The 16,641-nt window shown below is 35.2% G+C and carries 15 protein-coding genes, 1 pseudogene, 1 riboswitch and 2 other annotated features; of the genes and pseudogenes, 8 read left to right on the top strand and 8 right to left on the bottom strand.

Annotation, left to right across the window (positions count from 1 at the left end):
- Positions 1–87 precede the first annotated feature (87 nt).
- Positions 88–1,326 (bottom strand): serine/threonine transporter SstT, encoded by a 1,239-nt coding sequence (sstT, locus tag AB1284_RS04590; protein ID WP_429751283.1) that lies wholly within the window; start codon positions 1,324–1,326, stop codon positions 88–90.
- A gap of 588 nt (positions 1,327–1,914) precedes the next feature.
- Between sstT and AB1284_RS04585 the strand changes: the two genes are divergently transcribed.
- Positions 1,915–2,346, top strand: coding sequence for a DUF1641 domain-containing protein (locus AB1284_RS04585; protein ID WP_429751285.1), 432 nt, complete (start codon positions 1,915–1,917; stop codon positions 2,344–2,346).
- 40 nt (positions 2,347–2,386) lie between these two features.
- A complete protein-coding gene (locus AB1284_RS04580) occupies positions 2,387–3,565 on the top strand; it encodes an NAD(P)/FAD-dependent oxidoreductase (RefSeq protein ID WP_429751287.1) in 1,179 nt (392 codons plus the stop codon).
- Positions 3,566–4,298: 733 nt separating this feature from the next.
- Here AB1284_RS04580 and AB1284_RS04575 read toward each other — a convergent pair.
- Positions 4,299–4,997: a hypothetical protein gene (locus AB1284_RS04575; protein ID WP_429761850.1), complete on the bottom strand. Its 699-nt coding sequence runs from the start codon at positions 4,995–4,997 to the stop codon at positions 4,299–4,301.
- A gap of 547 nt (positions 4,998–5,544) precedes the next feature.
- On the opposite strand from AB1284_RS04575, the gene AB1284_RS04570 reads away from it, so the two are divergent.
- Entirely contained in the window at positions 5,545–5,982 is a 438-nt protein-coding gene (locus AB1284_RS04570) for a BclA C-terminal domain-containing protein (protein ID WP_429751291.1), read from the top strand.
- A gap of 255 nt (positions 5,983–6,237) precedes the next feature.
- On the top strand, positions 6,238–6,639 hold the full coding sequence (locus AB1284_RS04565; RefSeq protein WP_429751293.1) for a DUF1259 domain-containing protein: 402 nt from the start codon (positions 6,238–6,240) through the stop codon (positions 6,637–6,639).
- 194 nt (positions 6,640–6,833) lie between these two features.
- Here AB1284_RS04565 and AB1284_RS04560 read toward each other — a convergent pair whose 3' ends face one another.
- Positions 6,834–7,487 (bottom strand): YdeI/OmpD-associated family protein, encoded by a 654-nt coding sequence (locus tag AB1284_RS04560; protein ID WP_429751295.1) that lies wholly within the window; start codon positions 7,485–7,487, stop codon positions 6,834–6,836.
- Between the two features lie 492 nt (positions 7,488–7,979).
- Here AB1284_RS04560 and AB1284_RS04555 point away from each other — a divergent pair, with 492 nt between their 5' ends.
- Positions 7,980–8,468 (top strand): DUF4825 domain-containing protein, encoded by a 489-nt coding sequence (locus tag AB1284_RS04555; protein WP_429751297.1) that lies wholly within the window; start codon positions 7,980–7,982, stop codon positions 8,466–8,468.
- 105 nt (positions 8,469–8,573) lie between these two features.
- On the opposite strand, the pseudogene AB1284_RS04550 reads toward AB1284_RS04555, so the two are convergent.
- Positions 8,574–8,903: pseudogene (locus AB1284_RS04550) on the bottom strand (IS4 family transposase); the annotation flags it as partial.
- A gap of 359 nt (positions 8,904–9,262) precedes the next feature.
- Between AB1284_RS04550 and AB1284_RS04545 the strand changes: the two are divergent.
- Together AB1284_RS04545 and sinI are read left to right on the top strand one after the other, a co-directional pair.
- On the top strand, positions 9,263–9,388 hold the full coding sequence (locus tag AB1284_RS04545) for a hypothetical protein (protein ID WP_429751299.1): 126 nt from the start codon (positions 9,263–9,265) through the stop codon (positions 9,386–9,388).
- A 149-nt stretch (positions 9,389–9,537) separates the two neighbouring features.
- Positions 9,538–9,634, top strand: a riboswitch (cyclic di-GMP riboswitch).
- A gap of 16 nt (positions 9,635–9,650) precedes the next feature.
- Positions 9,651–9,815 (top strand): DNA-binding anti-repressor SinI, encoded by a 165-nt coding sequence (gene sinI, locus AB1284_RS04540; protein ID WP_429751300.1) that lies wholly within the window; start codon positions 9,651–9,653, stop codon positions 9,813–9,815.
- Between the two features lie 466 nt (positions 9,816–10,281).
- On the opposite strand, the gene AB1284_RS04535 is transcribed toward sinI, so the two are convergent.
- Both AB1284_RS04535 and AB1284_RS04530 read right to left on the bottom strand, forming a co-directional pair.
- On the bottom strand, positions 10,282–10,551 hold the full coding sequence (locus tag AB1284_RS04535; protein WP_242218419.1) for a DUF1292 domain-containing protein: 270 nt from the start codon (positions 10,549–10,551) through the stop codon (positions 10,282–10,284).
- An 838-nt stretch (positions 10,552–11,389) separates the two neighbouring features.
- The gene (locus AB1284_RS04530; protein WP_429751302.1) at positions 11,390–12,721 is read right to left on the bottom strand and encodes an amino acid permease; all 1,332 of its coding nucleotides are present in this window, start codon (positions 12,719–12,721) and stop codon (positions 11,390–11,392) included.
- Positions 12,722–12,826: 105 nt separating this feature from the next.
- Positions 12,827–13,054: a binding site (T-box leader), on the bottom strand.
- 46 nt (positions 13,055–13,100) lie between these two features.
- Positions 13,101–13,329 (bottom strand) — a binding site (T-box leader).
- A 323-nt stretch (positions 13,330–13,652) separates the two neighbouring features.
- Between AB1284_RS04530 and AB1284_RS04525 the strand changes: the two genes are divergently transcribed.
- A complete protein-coding gene (locus tag AB1284_RS04525) occupies positions 13,653–14,540 on the top strand; it encodes a DMT family transporter (RefSeq protein WP_429751304.1) in 888 nt (295 codons plus the stop codon).
- A gap of 229 nt (positions 14,541–14,769) precedes the next feature.
- Here AB1284_RS04525 and AB1284_RS04520 read toward each other — a convergent pair whose 3' ends face one another.
- Together AB1284_RS04520 and AB1284_RS04515 are read right to left on the bottom strand one after the other, a co-directional pair.
- Complete coding sequence (locus tag AB1284_RS04520; RefSeq protein ID WP_429751306.1) at positions 14,770–15,402, bottom strand: VC0807 family protein; 633 nt, start codon at positions 15,400–15,402, stop codon at positions 14,770–14,772.
- Between the two features lies 1 nt (position 15,403).
- A complete protein-coding gene (locus tag AB1284_RS04515) occupies positions 15,404–15,880 on the bottom strand; it encodes a carotenoid oxygenase family protein (RefSeq protein WP_429751307.1) in 477 nt (158 codons plus the stop codon).
- Positions 15,881–16,641: the final 761 nt, after the last annotated feature.

Genomic DNA, 16,641 nt, shown 5'->3' with positions numbered 1-16,641 from the left:
ATATTTAGTTGTAATGCATAGCTTAACAAGTTATTGATGTTCTACACTTCTAAAAGATCATATTTACACCAGAGCTAGCTTTCTTCTTTATGATACTTTGCGGATATTTATTTTTTTCCCTTCTTTGCGCCACTCTTTAAATTCAGCTGTTGCTGTGAAAAGTACATCTGTGGATGAGTTAAGTGCCGTTTCAAAAGAATCTTGTAAAACACCTATGATAAAGCCTACTCCAACTACCTGCATAGCAACATCAGGTGAGATTCCAAATAAGCTGCATGCTAGAGGAATCAGTAATAAAGATCCACCGGCAACCCCTGAAGCACCACAAGCGCATACAGCTGACAGTACACTGAGAATGATTGCTGTAGGGAAGTCTACTTCAATACCAAGTGTATGAACCGCTGCAAGTGTCAAAACAGAAATCGTAACAGCGGCACCACCCATATTAATGGTTGCACCTAATGGAATGGATACTGAATAACTATCCTTATTTAAACCTAAGTTTTCACATAATTTCATATTTACAGGAATATTCGCAGCTGAGCTACGTGTAAAGAATGCTGTAATACCACTTTCCTTTAAGCACTTAAAAACAAGCGGGAAAGGATTTTGACGTATAAATATAAACACAATGATTGGATTGACAACCAGCGCCACAAAGAACATACAACCAATCAAAACGGCAAGTAATTTCCCATAGCTTAGTAATGATTCAATTCCATTTGTAGTAATAGAATCCACTACTAGACCCATGATTCCTAATGGCGCAAACTTAATCACCCACGTAACCATTTTAGATACGGCGTCTGAAAAATTCGAAATCATTGTTTTTGTCGTATCAGAAGCATTTCGTAAAGCCAAACCAAGGAGTGTCGCCCAAGCTAAAATACCGATATAGTTCGCATTAAAAATTGCTTTAACTGGGTTATCAACAATGTTCAGCAGTAATGATTTGAGTACCTCTACAATACCGCCAGGAGCAGTCACACCTTCAGCGCTCTTTGCAAGTGTTAAGCTTACAGGAAAAATAAAACTTACAACAACTGCGATTAATCCAGCTAAAAATGTTCCTAAAAGGTATAGGAAGATAATAGACTTCATATTCGTTTGTTGACCACTCTTGTGTTGAGCGATAGCTGACATAACCAAGAAGAGTACCAATACAGGCGCAATTGCTTTCAAAGCACCTACAAATAAAGTGCCTAAAATTACAACAGGTTTTGCTACTTGTGGGATTGTCACAGATAGAATAATACCAATAATCAAACCTACAATGATTTGTTTTACCAGACTCACTTGCCCCCACTTTTTCAGTATACTGTTCATGAATATTCCCCCATTAATTTAAGATAAATTGCAACATCGCTAGTATAGAGCCATTTATTTCTCACAACTCTACAATTTTTCAGAATCTATCTAAAGATTTTTAAAACAAAAATATTCAGATAATTATTTTTATGAAGGGCCGTTTTCATTGCATTCTACTCCATGAAGACGACTATCTTACCAATAAGTAGTATTATAATGATTATTTTCATATATAACAATATTATTTTCTTTGTTTTTCAAAATATCTTAATTGTCAAATTTTAAACCTATGTATGTCTCCATGAATTATGATTTCATAATTAAAAGAAAAAACCGGGCTTTAATTACGCAAAAACACTACCTATTTCCTTTTAGATCATTTTTATATCTCCCTAAAAATTATTACCGGTTCTAAAGATAGGACATAATTAAGCATTCAATGGCAATGATAAATTTATACAAAAGATTTATTTATATGCTTGTAAATTTTTCAAAATACAAAAATCATCTCAAGCTCTTAAGAGTTTGGGGAATCTTACGGAAGATAGGTCTTTTTCTTTAACCACTAAATGTAAGCAATTTTGTTTTCGTAAAGGAGAATCAGATATGTCAGAAACAATGGCAGGACAAGAGTTATCAAATTCATCTACTAATTTGGAACAACATGCTGTACTGAATGAACTATTAAAACCCGAAGTTCAGCAATCCTTAACTGCCTTAATAGAGCAGCTGCCAAAATTGACTGAGCTTGTAAGTATATTGACTAAATCTTATGACTTTGTACAGGCAGTCGCTACCGATGAGGTATTAAAGAGTGATACCGTTGGAGCGATTCAAGAAATAATGGACCCTGTAACAGACTGCGTGAGAAACATTGCAGCCACTGCTATAGAAGCGAAAGATCGCGCTGAGGAAAGCAATGAGGTAATCGGTCTTTTTACTCTTTTAAGGATGATGAAAGACCCGCAAGCACAGAAGCTTTTCCGTTTTATAAATGCCTATCTCCAAATTAGCAGGGAACACAATAGACATGAATAAATCTTTTATATTAAAAATCATTAAGGATGGAGGATAAATGATGGTAAAACATATTGTCATCTTAGGCGCTGGTTATGGCGGACTTCTAGCGGCTTTAAACGTTCGCAAGTACTTAAGCAAGGATGATGCTCAGGTTACTGTAGTAAACCAGTATCCGACACATCAAATCATCACGGAGTTGCACCGTCTTGCAGCAGGAAGCGTTGCTGAGCCAGCCGTATCTATACCACTGAAGAAGCTTTTCAAAGGAAAAGACATCGATCTTAAAATTGAGAAGGTCGAGTCTTTTTCAGTAGACAAAAAAGAAATAAAACTTTCAGATGGCTCCACTTTAACATATGATGCTCTCGTCGTCGGTTTAGGAAGTAAAACTGCTTATTTTGGTATTCCAGGACTTGAAGAGAATAGCTTAGTGTTAAAATCGGTGGAGGATGCTAATAACATCCATCAACATATTGAACAGCGTATTCATGAATATGCAAAGACAAAAAAAGAAGCAGATGCTACCATTTTAATCGGCGGCGGTGGATTAACTGGTGTTGAGCTGGTCGGTGAAATTGCTGATAAGCTTCCTAACCTTGCTAAAGAGTATGGAGTAAATCCTAAAGAAGTGAACCTTTTACTTGTCGAAGCGGGTCCAAAAATTCTTCCTGTTCTACCGGATTCGCTCATTGAACGTGCACAGGCTAGCCTAGAGGCGCGCGGCGTTCAGTTCCTATTAGGTCTTCCCGTAACAAATGTTGCAGGCAATGTTATTGATTTAAAAGATGGTCAGAAAATTGTAGCGAATACTTTCGTTTGGACAGGCGGCGTACAAGGCAACCCTCTAGTAGGCGAATGCGGCCTTGAGGTGAACCGCGGACGTGCAACCGTTAATAATTACCTTCAATCTACATCTCATCCAGATGTGTTTGTTGCTGGTGACTGTGCTGTTGTGTTTGGTCCAGATGATCGTCCATACCCGCCTACTGCACAAATTGCTTGGCAAATGGGAGAACTAATCGGCTACAATTTATTCGCATATCTAGAAAATAAATCATTCGAAGAGTTTAACCCAGTCAACTCAGGAACACTTGCAAGCCTAGGCCGTAAAGATGCTGTTGCCACAATTGGAGCAAGCTCCACTCAGCTCAAAGGAATGCCAGCATCCCTAATGAAGCATGCAAGCAACACTCGTTACCTGTCACATATTCACGCGTTGTTTAGCTTGGCTCATTAAAACACACGGGTATCAAAGTGTGAAACATCTTGTATATTTAAAAGAAAACAGATTTAGATGTAGAAGGGATTCTGTATAATTTACAATATTTTCAGGTATCCTAAGGATGTGAGATGTTATTATTTCACACACAACCCTAAACCAAAAGGCTTCCTCACCCGAAGCCTTTTGGGCATACTCAAAGTCTTCATACATCCATTAAAGTTTTTCGATGTATCTAGAAAAACAGTCAACGACGTTTTGACCCCCAGCCTTTTTTACAAACAACTTGCTTTATAAAACCAGCGTAAATCATACATATACAGATTGAATACTTTAATACTGTGCCTCTCCTTTTTATTCGGATAACATATTAACGCATCAAAAAAGAAGCTAATTTTCATTTACTTCCCCTACATACTATAATTAATCGTAGAAAACAAGATAAACATATAACTAATAAGCTACAAACGTTAATATGGCGGCATTCGTAGCCAACGATGACTTATGGTTTGACTTACGTTAGACTAATGACTTCTAGTGTGACAAAGGTGGCTCCTGGTTCAAGGTCAGTCAGGATCAGACAAAATAAAAAGCCTCAATCTTTTTATCTTGAAGGGATTGGGGCTTTGCTCATTCTAATTTCAATTTAAACTTGATTCTCCTAATTCATATTAAATTTAGTCTACTTGACCTTAACTTTTCTATCCAACTAAGTGTAGCCTATCCAGATATCAATTATTAAAAATCAAGATTATTGCATACCTGGGAAACTATTCATACCCATGCCTGGGAAACCACCCATACCCGTTCCTGGGAAACCATTCACACCCATACCTGGGAAACCACCCATACCCGTTCCTGGGAAACCGCCCATACCCATGTTTGGAAAACCACCCATGCCCATACCTGGGAAGCTGCCCATGCCCATGCCTGGGAAACCGCCCTTACCCTTACCTAGAAAACCGCCCTTACCCTTACCTGGAAAACCACCCATGCCCATGCCTGGAAAACCGCCCATGCCCATGCCTGGAAAACCGCCCATGCCCATGCCTGGAAAACCGCCCTTACCCATGTTTGGAAACCCGTCCATACCCATGTTTGGAAAACCGCCCATACCCATGTTTGGAAAACCGCCCATACCCATGCCTGGGAAACCGCCCATGCCCATGCCTGGAGAACCGCCCATGCTCATGCCTGGAAACCCGCCCATACCCATGTTTGGAAAACCGCCCATACCCATGCCTGGGAAACCGCCCATACCCATGCCTGGGAAACCACCCATACCCGTTCCTGGGAAACCATTCACACCCATACCTGGGAAACCACCCATACCCATGCCTGGGAAACCGCCCATGCCTGGAAAACCGCCCTTACCCTTACCCATGCCTAGGAGGCTACCTAGGAGGCCGCCCATGCCTGGGAAACCTATACGTTGAGAATTTAATAGCATGTTTTCACCTACTTTTTATAAATATTTCATAGTCTTTTACATGCTATGCTTAAAAAAAATAAAGGAGCTTATTCTCCTTTTAAATTAGGCAGACTAATTACCGTTACTAATAGATTATGGTGATATATTATATATCTTATGTGCTGTATTTTATGTAATTCTAAGTAACCTATATACAAATTTTCAGAGTAACAATATCGGTATGTTAAAGATTTAGAGATTACTTGCAATCGCTCTGAAGTTTTTGTACCGGAAAATATACTGTTCGTGTCCCCCTTTCATGATGCCGTATTTCGTCCGGTTCCTTCACATTGATGCTTCTTTAGCCCGCTATTCGCAAGCAATAAGAGCACTCCATACCCGCCTGCAGATGGTGCCGGCTTAAGCTAGTAGTTATATGTTTCTTGTCTTCTTTTTACTAACGAAATAGGAGACGTATTGTTTTATCTTAGAATATACATAATTACTTTTTGTTGGACGAGCATACACTCATTTTTAACTTGATCACATACAATAATAAGAATAGTAAATGAGGAGGTGCGTAATAATGTCGAAGCCAGCATATGGTTATGTTACACTTGTGGGTTCCAAACCTATAGAAGTCAAATCAGGCGCAAACGTAAAATTTAATAGAAACGGTCCATTAAATCATATCAAGTTTAATCCGCCTAGTGACACCCTAATAATTCCTGAATCAGGAGACTATAAAATCGAATTTATATTATTAATTGATGGTCCTGCTTCTACTTCAGTATATGGTTTAATTTTAAATAATGCTTTAGTCAGCGGACACCTTACTAATTATGGTATACAAAGACAAGTGGATGGGGCGAGTCTGATGCTTACTGGACAAGCTATTATCCATATTCCTAAACATTCAAAACTACAACTTAGAAATATAGGATCAACTACAGATGTGTTACTACCAATTCTAAACGGACACAAAGTTAATGCTGCATCATTAACCATTGAGAAGCTTAGCTAGTAAAAATTTATTTGTACAGCAGCCAGCATTAAAATAGCGTTCTATCTATTGTTAGAACGCTATTTTAATCCATAAATACATATCAAAAACTAGCAAACTTACTTATTCAACTACTAATAGAATTGCTTATGCCTTTATAGTAAAACATAAGCACCAATTTTAAACCTATCTTGTAATAATAGACTTTTGGTTAGTTCACCAACACACGTCCTCTCATAATCTGAAGTATATCTAACTTTTCAGGAGGTGAATTTTATGGCTAAAACATTATGTAAGGAACTAGCAAAAATCCTTAAAGGTGAAGCTCAACAAAAAAACGATGTATGCATGGTAACAAGAGAGAGAAAGGATTTAGACGTAACAATTCTTGGACATCCTACACATTCGGAAATGGTAATTTCTTTTGAATTTAGTTTCGAACCTGTTTCTAACAGAAATGAAACTTTGAATCTAGCTGAGCTTGTTTTTTTACAAGACGAAGTAAATCCTTTTTTACATGCTATCAAAAAGAATGATGAAATTAAAGTCTCAGCTATACACAACCACTGGTTGTTTGAAAGACCACGACTCATCTATGTGCATCTTGAATCAGTTCAAGATCCTGTAGAATTTGCAAAAGAGGTTGCTAGAGCCCTTAAGAAAGCTGGAGTAAAATAAATATTTTTGAATAACTAAAGCAACATCAGATATTGCTTTTCTTCTATAAGTAATACAAATGTACAAGCTTAAATATCTTGAATAATAAGGTATTGATGAATCCATTACCAAAACACAAATAGGTTAGTTTTGAGCTTTAGAAGTGAGATTTCCATCAGTGGAGAATGAAGCCCTCCACTGATGAAAGTTTCACTTTATTTCTTCTTCCGACGGAACAAATCGATTGTTTTGTACCCTTGTGAAAGGATATCAACCATTTGTTGATAACGTTTATCACGTGTTTGTTGTTGCTTCGCTGAGAATATGTGACGTGCCCAGTCTTTTTGGTATCCAGGTGTTAAGCTTTGATAAAACTTAAGTTCATTTGGATGATTTGCTAATAATGCCTCAACATCCTTTACATTTTCCTCATAATCCGCAACGCATTGGCTGGCAGTTGGTGTTTTCTTTGCCTTCTTTTTTTCACGTTTTAAACCAACAACAGTGAAAACGTCATCCATGCTTACCATACGTGCAAACTTAATATCACTATTCCCTACATATCCATCCTCTTCAACGTTCATTGCTGGAAACATTTCATCTCTATGAATAAAGGTTTTATAACGCGTATTCCCTTTTTTCGGATATGCGAAAAATACATAACCTTTCTCAAGTAAAAGTTGTTCATTGTTAATAATAAATTGTGTATGTGTAACCATCTCATCAATTGTTTCGACAAAAATGAAAATAGCATCATGATCTTTAGAAAGGATAGTCGTTTGTTCATTAAAGACTTTATAGTCACTTGGTTGATTGATTACAGCCATATTTGTGAATTTATTTAGTTTTAATTTATCAATAATTGTCATAACTGGCTCCTTCGTTTTTGATTTATTACAATTTAAGTTTCATTTATTTTTCTAATAAAGTTTACCTTATTCAGATAAAAATGTCTGTAAAGATGATCACTGGTGTATAGACGTTCGTGAATAACTGCTTAAAATAAAAAGGCAGACCATCCAATTATTTTATTAAGTAACTGAAAAGCGATAATATGATTGATTAAAACAATAACTCTTATATAATATTATAGTTTTTATAGGAGAAAGATTAAAAAAACAGATACAAGCTGTATTATTTGCTTGTATCTATTTTTTTGTACAACATATGTCCTCATTTACTACAACATAAAATGCAATGTTGTGGTAAAAACGTAATCATTTATTTTTATATAAATAAACATCCTCTAAATTCTCTGTAAATTGATTGCTTTGAAAATCCCAAAACAAGAAATTATTAGAAGGGATTTTATTGAATGTGATAAAATTAGATAAAAATATCAGATGAAAGGTGAGGAAACAGTGAAGAGGATTACCATTTCTTTTATTTCATTGTTATCCCTAATGATATTATTAAGTGGATGTAGTCTAAATGCTGATTCAAAAACAGATTTGTTTCAATATAAAAATTCATATGTAAGTGACAACAGTGCAGTTGGAAATATCGTAAAACAATTGACACATAACAAAGAGTTAAATCAAATTTCACTTGAGACCAAGAAAGAACCATATGGAATTATTTTGGAATACAAAGATATAGATGTAAAAAAAGTAGATAAAGAAATGAAGAAAACGGTTATATCAAACTCTACATTTCTTTTTGCTTTAATTAAAAATGTAGATTGGATTACATTCAAATTTCCAGACCAAGAATTCTCTGTAACAAAAGAGAAATTACAAGATTGGTACAACAATAAATTGGATGGGTTTGAAAATGAACAAGACTTAAAGAAACTGATACAGGAACACTTGAAGTCTGAGGACTCAGTTAATCAGTTTTTTCACCAGTAAAAGCAAGAATGCTCTAATCCAGAGCACTCTTATTTTTAGGGTATTATCAACAACTATCTTTAACAGGGCCAAATTTATAAACGCTAACGGATTTCATTTTTTTAATTATGCAACTTTCTTTTGTTTTTTCAATTCATTACACTCATAAACAACACCCATAATATCAAAGACTGTTTTCTTCTCATATCGATGAGATTTCCGTCCGTTCTTCTGTAGGAAGTGGAATAGGCGGATTAGGATTTTTATTATTTCTTGGGTGTTTTGCTGTATAGCCTGATACAGAATGTATAGATGGTCTTGAATCATTCCGATGGCTTTATATTCGCTTAATTCTCTTTTCTTCTTTTGTAAAATTAATTGTCTCATCTTAAACATAGTAGAAGAACATAGAAAAATAGCGATAAGTTTTCCATAAACATGGCATTCTAATCGAGGCATCACCAGCATTTTTGAAAAAAACCACGCTAAGCAGTTTTTGACATGAAAATAAGTAGTTTTAATAACACTAGGAGCATGCAGAATCTTATACAGTTTTTTGGCTAATCCAGTAACAAACACCGTACCAGTACGACATTGTATAAAACCCTGCATATTTCATAATATCAAAGAATAAGAAGAACCCTTGGTATAAAAGGATTTTTACCGAAATTCAACTTCTGATAATGCAGGATTATGTTAATTAGATTCCATCGCTATGTCGAAAAATTAAGTTGAACTGATATATTTCTATATTGTAGGGATGTTAATCTGGTAAAATATCTTATGATATGAATTAAAATTTCCGGGGGATACAGGTGAAGAACATAAAATTGGATAAGGATTGGATTTTGTTACTTGAGGAATTACAGAAGGCTGGTGTTTCGAAAGAAGAATTTAAAGCGTTTTTGGAGTTAAAAAAAACTGAAAAAGAAAACAAATAATAAGTATTTGCTACATTCGTTTAAGTATTTTTTATGTAGGTGCTTACAATAGAAAAATAGGATTTTTTCCCATTTTTCTATTGTACATAAGTTTAGGTTCTTTGTATAATATCAACAAGTGCTTATGTAAAAATAAACAGAAAGTATATGATCGATAAAGGCAAACTTATCGAAAGATAAGGACGCAAAGCTCCAGATCTAAGGTGATAAACATGATATTTTCATTATGATGGCTGAGTTACCGGTGAAAACGGGGGATTAGATGGACAATCAGGTTGAAAAAAAAATTAAAAATCAAGAGAAAGAACCGGATTTTATTGATTTAGAATGGCAAGAATTAATTCTCGATGCCAAGAGAATGGGCTTGACTGTTAATGAAGTACATAATTTTTTTTTCAGCGAACAGAACAAGGTGCGCGATAATTAGCACTTAAAGAGGTTCTGTTCGTAAAAGTGGCTTGATTACCTTGTTAGGATAGACAAAAAGATTTGCCGTTTAGATCTGGTAGAACTTTTTGTGTTCAACTTAACGATGAAGCATTATATACAGACTTTTATACAATTTTGAGCAGTGCAATTTTTTGTAAAACGTTACTTTAGGTAAAATAAGCTGCTGATAACGATAATTATGTAAATAAGCTGTCCATATGGACGGCTTATTTTATTTTTTGCTTAGCGTAGGGGTTATGTCAAAATGATGGCGATACCCCATGCCTATCAACCTAACAGAACAGGTTACCCCAAAACGATAAAAATGAACTTCGGTGCTATAAAAAACACAAAATTTTCGTTTAGGGGGTACTTTAAAATCTTAGCTTGATAGCGATGGGGCGGTATCCCTATATATAAAAACAGAGGACAGATATGCATCCGCCTCTTGTGTCCAACTAATATTATTCTTGCTCTTCCATAATTTTCTCAAACGCAGCAGATACTTTTTCAAATTCCTCATCACTCTCAATGTATGAGAATTCACTATCTTCTTCTACCTTTAAAAAGAAGATATCAATGTCTTCCTCTGTTTCCGTTTGAATGTCTTCTACAAAGCCAACAGCAATGTATTCTGCTCCTTCGACATTCATCGTTCCGAGCACTTCAACTTCCTGCTCCTCATTACTCTCATCGCTAAGGGTAAAAATTTCGCCTACTTCAATTTCCGACATATTCATTCTCCTCCTTTTATACTCTAAAAAATAGAACGTTCAAATCGTATACTTACTAATATATCTTTCCATAAAAAATCAAATTAATTCTCAAAGAACAACAATTTCTTTCTGCTTCAGCGTAAGAATCCAACTAAAAGGATATCATCTGTGAATATGAATGAATACATTTTGAGCTCTCGTCACATGCCCATCAACGTTAGAAATAGGTTGCCCCTAAAACGAAAACAATGAGTTGAACTCTCATAAATAACTGTCAGGATATAAATTTTCCGTTTTGGGGATATGTTAAAATCTTATCTTGATGGGCGGTAAAACGAGCATTTTATATGTTAAGGATATACAGGGTTTCATGCAGGCTACGAAAATTTAAACTGCCAATGCTATTGTAACATGGCTGTATGAAATCCTGTATACAGTGAAGGGAACAGCAGGCTGGCAAACTCCTGGTATGAATGGGTTTCTGGGGTTTGATTACTGCTGATAACGAATTTTACTTTAACTAGCACCTCTTATGAGGGACTAGTTGTTTTTTACAGTAACAAAAAGACACCTCTATATGTAGAAAACAATACCAAACTTATGTTCTGAATTATAACAAAAACATATGTGGTGGAGAAGCAGTATTTTATAGAATTGTCGTTGTTGCATATAGGGTCATGAAGAGGTCTAATTCATAAAAAAATGGTACACCACTTTATGTCTGTGATGTACCAATACTTATATAAACTATACTATTATATGTCTTTCGTTAATACTGTAAGGTTCATTAGATATACTCAATACTTAGGTTTACAGTATAACAATCTGCCTTTTCGTTTATCTTAAAAATGTAGTATTAGTCCCCTTTTTGCTTTTTGCCTACAAAAATAGAACATAGAATTAAAATCATTAAAATACCTAAACAAAGAAAAATACTTGCTCGGTTTTGATCGCTGAATGCAAATGCTACACAGCTAATAGTTAACGCTATTGCAGTGAATGAGGTCACATATGGAAATCCCCATACTTTAAAATGCGGTAACTTTGTATATGTTTTGCGAAGCTTCAGTTGTGCTAAACATATGCTAATCCACACCACTGATACCGTAAATCCCGGAATTGCCATCAAATACCCAAAAACACGGTCAGGGGAAAAGTACGCAACAAATGTCCCCCCAATAAGAACGATAGAGCTTAAGATAACGCTATATAGTGGAACACCATTCTTGGAAACATGTGAAAACAGCTTCGGTGCCTCCCCTTCTGTAGCTAAGGAATGCAGCATACGTGTACAGCCATAAACACCAGAGTTTGCAGCAGACAAAACAGCTGTAATAAGGACGAAGTTCATAATATGAGCCGCTCCTTTAAATCCGACCGCAGATAACACTTGCACAAACGGACTTACTTGGTTGCCGATTTCATTCCATGGAATTAATCCGCAAATGACAAGGATTGGGAGCGTATAGAATAATACGATTCTCCAAATTACTCCTTTAATCACTTTAGGCAATACCTTCTCTGCATCCTTCGTTTCTGTTAAAGTCAATCCGATAAGTTCAGAACCACCGTAAGAAAAAATTACGACTAACAATGCAGAAAATACTCCTGACCAGCCGTGCGGGAAGAATCCCTGGTGCTGTACATAGTTTTGCATATAGTGAGTTTCATTGCTCGGGATAATGCCGAATAAAATACCTGCGCCTAAAACAAGAAATAGAACAATCATCGTAATTTTAATTCCGGCAAACCAAAATTCAAACTCTCCGTAATTCTTCACATTCATAAAATTAATAACCACAATGAAAATAGCGCTAATAAGGCTTAAAGACCATAAAGACATAGAAGGAAACCAATATTGCAGAAAGCTTCCCGCAGCTATCACTTCAATAACACATACAACTAACCACATGAAACAGTACAGCCATCCAATCACAAACGACACGTTCGTTCCAAATGCTTTATGAATAAATCCTTTCATATTCACCCCAGGATAAGCGATGGCCATCTCTGCAATTGCACTCATTACAACAAGAAGCAATAATCCAGCAAACAGATAAGAAAAAATAACTGCCGGCCCCGCTATCGATACTGTTTCAGAAGTCCCTTTAAATATACCTGTGCCAATTGCTCCTCCGAGTGCCATCAAACGGATATGCCGTGGCAATAACTTTTTTTGTAATTCCATAATTTTTCCTCCTCATTTTAATATAAAGATTTTTTATTTAACAAAAGATTCAATAGAATCAAGTGTAGTTTTTCTTCCAATAAAAAAATCGCCCCTGTCCTAAATGACAGGGACGATTTACACCGCGGTACCACCCTAATTGCAAACTTAAGTCTGCCTCTTGACTTTGTTAACGATCTTTTGACCGTCCTTCCCTCTATAAAGGTCGCCCTTTATTTCGAAAAAGATGCTCCGGGATTGAAATTCACACTTATTTATGTACTGATTCGCACCTTCCATCAGCTCTCTGAAACAGGGAAATAAGCATTACTGTATTCCTTTCATTGCACTTCCTATATTATGTTTTCTATATAATAAAAAAATCCCTACTGATTGTATCAGTAGGGACGAATATATCGCGGTACCACCCTAGTTGCAGACTAAGTCTGCCTCTCAATTTTGTTAACGATCATTTTTGACCGTTTTTCCCTTCATAAAGGTCGCCCTTTACTTCGAAAAAAATGCTCCAGGATCGAAATTCATCCTTATCTTTGTACTGATTTCCACCTTCCATCAGCTCTCTAAAACAGTGAGATAAGCACTACTTATATTCCCTTCATTGCCCAATTATATTTCAATTTATATGACGTAATTACGTTCTTTAGTAAGTATGTTTTGTATTATAGGGGTTGCATTAATATTCTGTCAATGGTTTTAAGCAATATTTATTTAGGTATGTTTTGCTAAAGGAAATAATACAACGTTTTTATGCAAAGAGAGCTGCGCCTGTACGCTATCAACGCATCTATGGAGGAACTATTTTCTATAATAATAGGTTATGTTAACTTTGCAAGGAGAATTTTTTTATTTCAAATATTTAGAATTAACATTAAAATAGATAGCAGGAGAGGGATTATAGAAATTACAAATTATACATAACGAGGAGAGAGAGATGAAAGTACAATTAAAAGCTGATTTAATGCTACTAATGGTTACATTTTTTTGGGGTGCATCCATCTTACTTACAAAGGTCGGCCTCAATTACATAGAAGAATATAATTTAATCGCATTACGTTTTATTATTGCTTTTCTTTTATCAGCTATAGTATTTTACAAGCACTTAATCAAAATTGATTTTAAAACCGTAAAATATGCGTTTATATTAGCTTCTATTTTGTTTATCGTTTATGTTTTTGCGACTTTTGGTACAAAGTATACAAGTGTTTCTAATGCCGGTTTCTTAATGAGTCTCACAGTCATCTTTATTCCAATATTATCATCTATATTTTTAAAGCAAAGACCTGAAAGAAAAGTTGTATTGGGAATCGTTTTAACCATAGTAGGAATAGGATTATTAACGTTAAATAGCGAATTTAAGATAGCTTCTGGTGATATATTATGTATCTTATGCGCTTTATTTTATGCAATTCATGTCATCGTTACTGGAACAATGACTAAGCATGTTAATTCAATTACTTTGGGGGTAGTACAACTAGGTTTTGTTGGTCTATTTAGTCTTATTTTCTCAATGTTCATGGAAACCCCGAAACTTCCTGACACTGTTGAATCATGGTCTTCAATCCTAGCCTTAAGCATATTTTGTACAGCAATAGCTTTCATTGTTCAAGTTATTGCACAGCAATACACCAGCCCTACACATACAGGTCTTATTTTCTCATTAGAACCTGTTTTTTCTGCAGGTTTTGCTTTCTTTTTCACAGGTGAGACTCTCTCATTGAAAGGTTACTTAGGTGCAACACTCATATTATTAAGTGTATTAATTGCTGAACTAGATTTTAAAAGTTTATTAAAACTAAGTTATAAGAGAAATATAGAATAGATATTTCGTCATGGTAGATACAAATGAATACATCCTTGTTGAAGGTATTCATTTGTATCATTCTGCTCACACTGATTATGTGAGTGAAAAAGAGCGCCCACCTTAGAGCTCTCTTTTCGTTATAAACAACTGAACAACCAATTCCACGATGCTTTCTTTTCTTCGATTGCAGCCATTAATCATTCGTCTCTTGTTGTTCACAAATCATCTTCATAAGACGCTTATCATTCTACACTTTTTTTGTTGGATCTATTTTTTGACGTGATTTTCTGCGATAGAGAACAGTCCAAATGATTGCAAGTCCAATGAATCCATACGTGACTAAACTAGAAATTGCTAAAAACGTAGAAACGGAAAGACTATAGACAAGCACTACTTTCAATAATGCTTCTCCTAATAAAACAATCCCCCATCCCGCTGTCATGATTCGCAATACCTTCCGGAAATAAGCATTGCTCCACTTATCAGCAAAAGCCGCCTGTTCTTTTTGCGCTTTTCCGACAGTAAATCGTAAGGCGAAATAATAAATTAGCGGTCTTCGAGTCATAAGAGAGCCAAGGAAAATGAATCCCATAACTCCTGTGACAAAGGATTCTCGAACCAAAATAAGTCTTTCTTCTCCGCCAATGAGAGCTGCGATAATTCCAAGAATAAATCCAACTAACATAAACACTGCAAATACGTCCCATTTTCTATACATTAGAAAATGGATTATAGTTTCTACTAAAGGAATCATTGTGGCAATTATGAGCGCTGTGATGTTCGACACATGTCCTAATAACAGCTCGTAAACTAAAATGGGCAATGCCGCATTTATAAGTAAAGAAAGGATAATTCCACGTACAATTTGTTTTCGTTCCATGTTACATCCCCTCCACTGTATATATCCCATGAAACCCAAATGGAATATAATCTGGAATATTATCTTGAAATTGATAGACACCTATAGTATTTAAAGCTAGGGAATCAAATTCGACCATCCCAGGCGATTCAGTTAAAGCCAGAAAATGATGGTCCATTTTTATAATATTAACGTTAGTGTTATTACTGCCTCCTGCGGTTCCAGCTGATCCAAAGCCATCCACTTGTTTTCCCGCTTCCATTACATGATGATAGGCTTCGGTTCGCAGGAAGGGATTTGTATATGACACATTTCCGTGACGAAACGAAAACTTATGGATCATTGCTAGTCCATCAAACCAGTGCCCTCCCGTAAAATGGGCAGGACCATTTCGAAACAGACTATCAGACAGCCATATCGGAATCTGTCCTTGAATTGGCAATTTTCCAATTTCCACCTCTTCATTTAAACTACTTAACCCTTTTTGAAACGTATTCAATTCACATCCCCCCTTAAAATAACATACGTGGTATGCGAATAAAAAAGTCATGCAAGCTTATTTTTGTAAATGTTGATGAAGTATTTGCTGGATGTGTATCCCTTAAGAAAGAACCATAAAAGTCATAAAACCGACTGGCGGTTGATCAATGAGAGTTTTTCATCAATTTTTAACAAGTTAATATTACATTTCTATTAACCAAAACATAAGTCTAATGCTACATTGAACAAAAACCTCAAACATTTCTACAAAAATTGTATTAATAATTTTCTTTAAAATTATTTTCTAATCATCGTCTTCTATACTATTTCTTATTTTTTTATCTTCTATTAATTCACACAACTATTTGTTCAAACTATCATAGAATATTACATCTAAAAAATATGATCCTTTCTATATTTTCTAACATACGTATTAATTCCTTAATTACAAACCAAATCACGAAAATCTAAAGCTTCTACTAAAATAGTATCAATCCATTTACAACAAGAATATATAAAATAAATATAGGAAGAAATTCTCTACTATATTTTACCCCTTAAGAGGATTCCCCTTTTCTACTCTGGCATTTCCTCGCTCAATACATAAAATTAACAATCAATTCGAAATCTTATCTTTTTTCCTATTATACTTTGTTATATTGTTGTATAATATTTTTGAAAGCGTTTATTATTTTAATATACATAATTTAAAACGTTTTTATTTGAACATTCATATATTTCAGACTATTTACCGACAGGTGATACATTTCCATATTATCC

This window comes from Bacillus sp. S2(2024) (assembly GCF_050474045.1).
GTDB classification, from domain to species: Bacteria; Bacillota; Bacilli; order Bacillales; family Bacillaceae_G; genus Bacillus_A; species Bacillus_A yunxiaonensis.
This window is presented reverse-complemented; position numbering and strand designations above follow the sequence as displayed.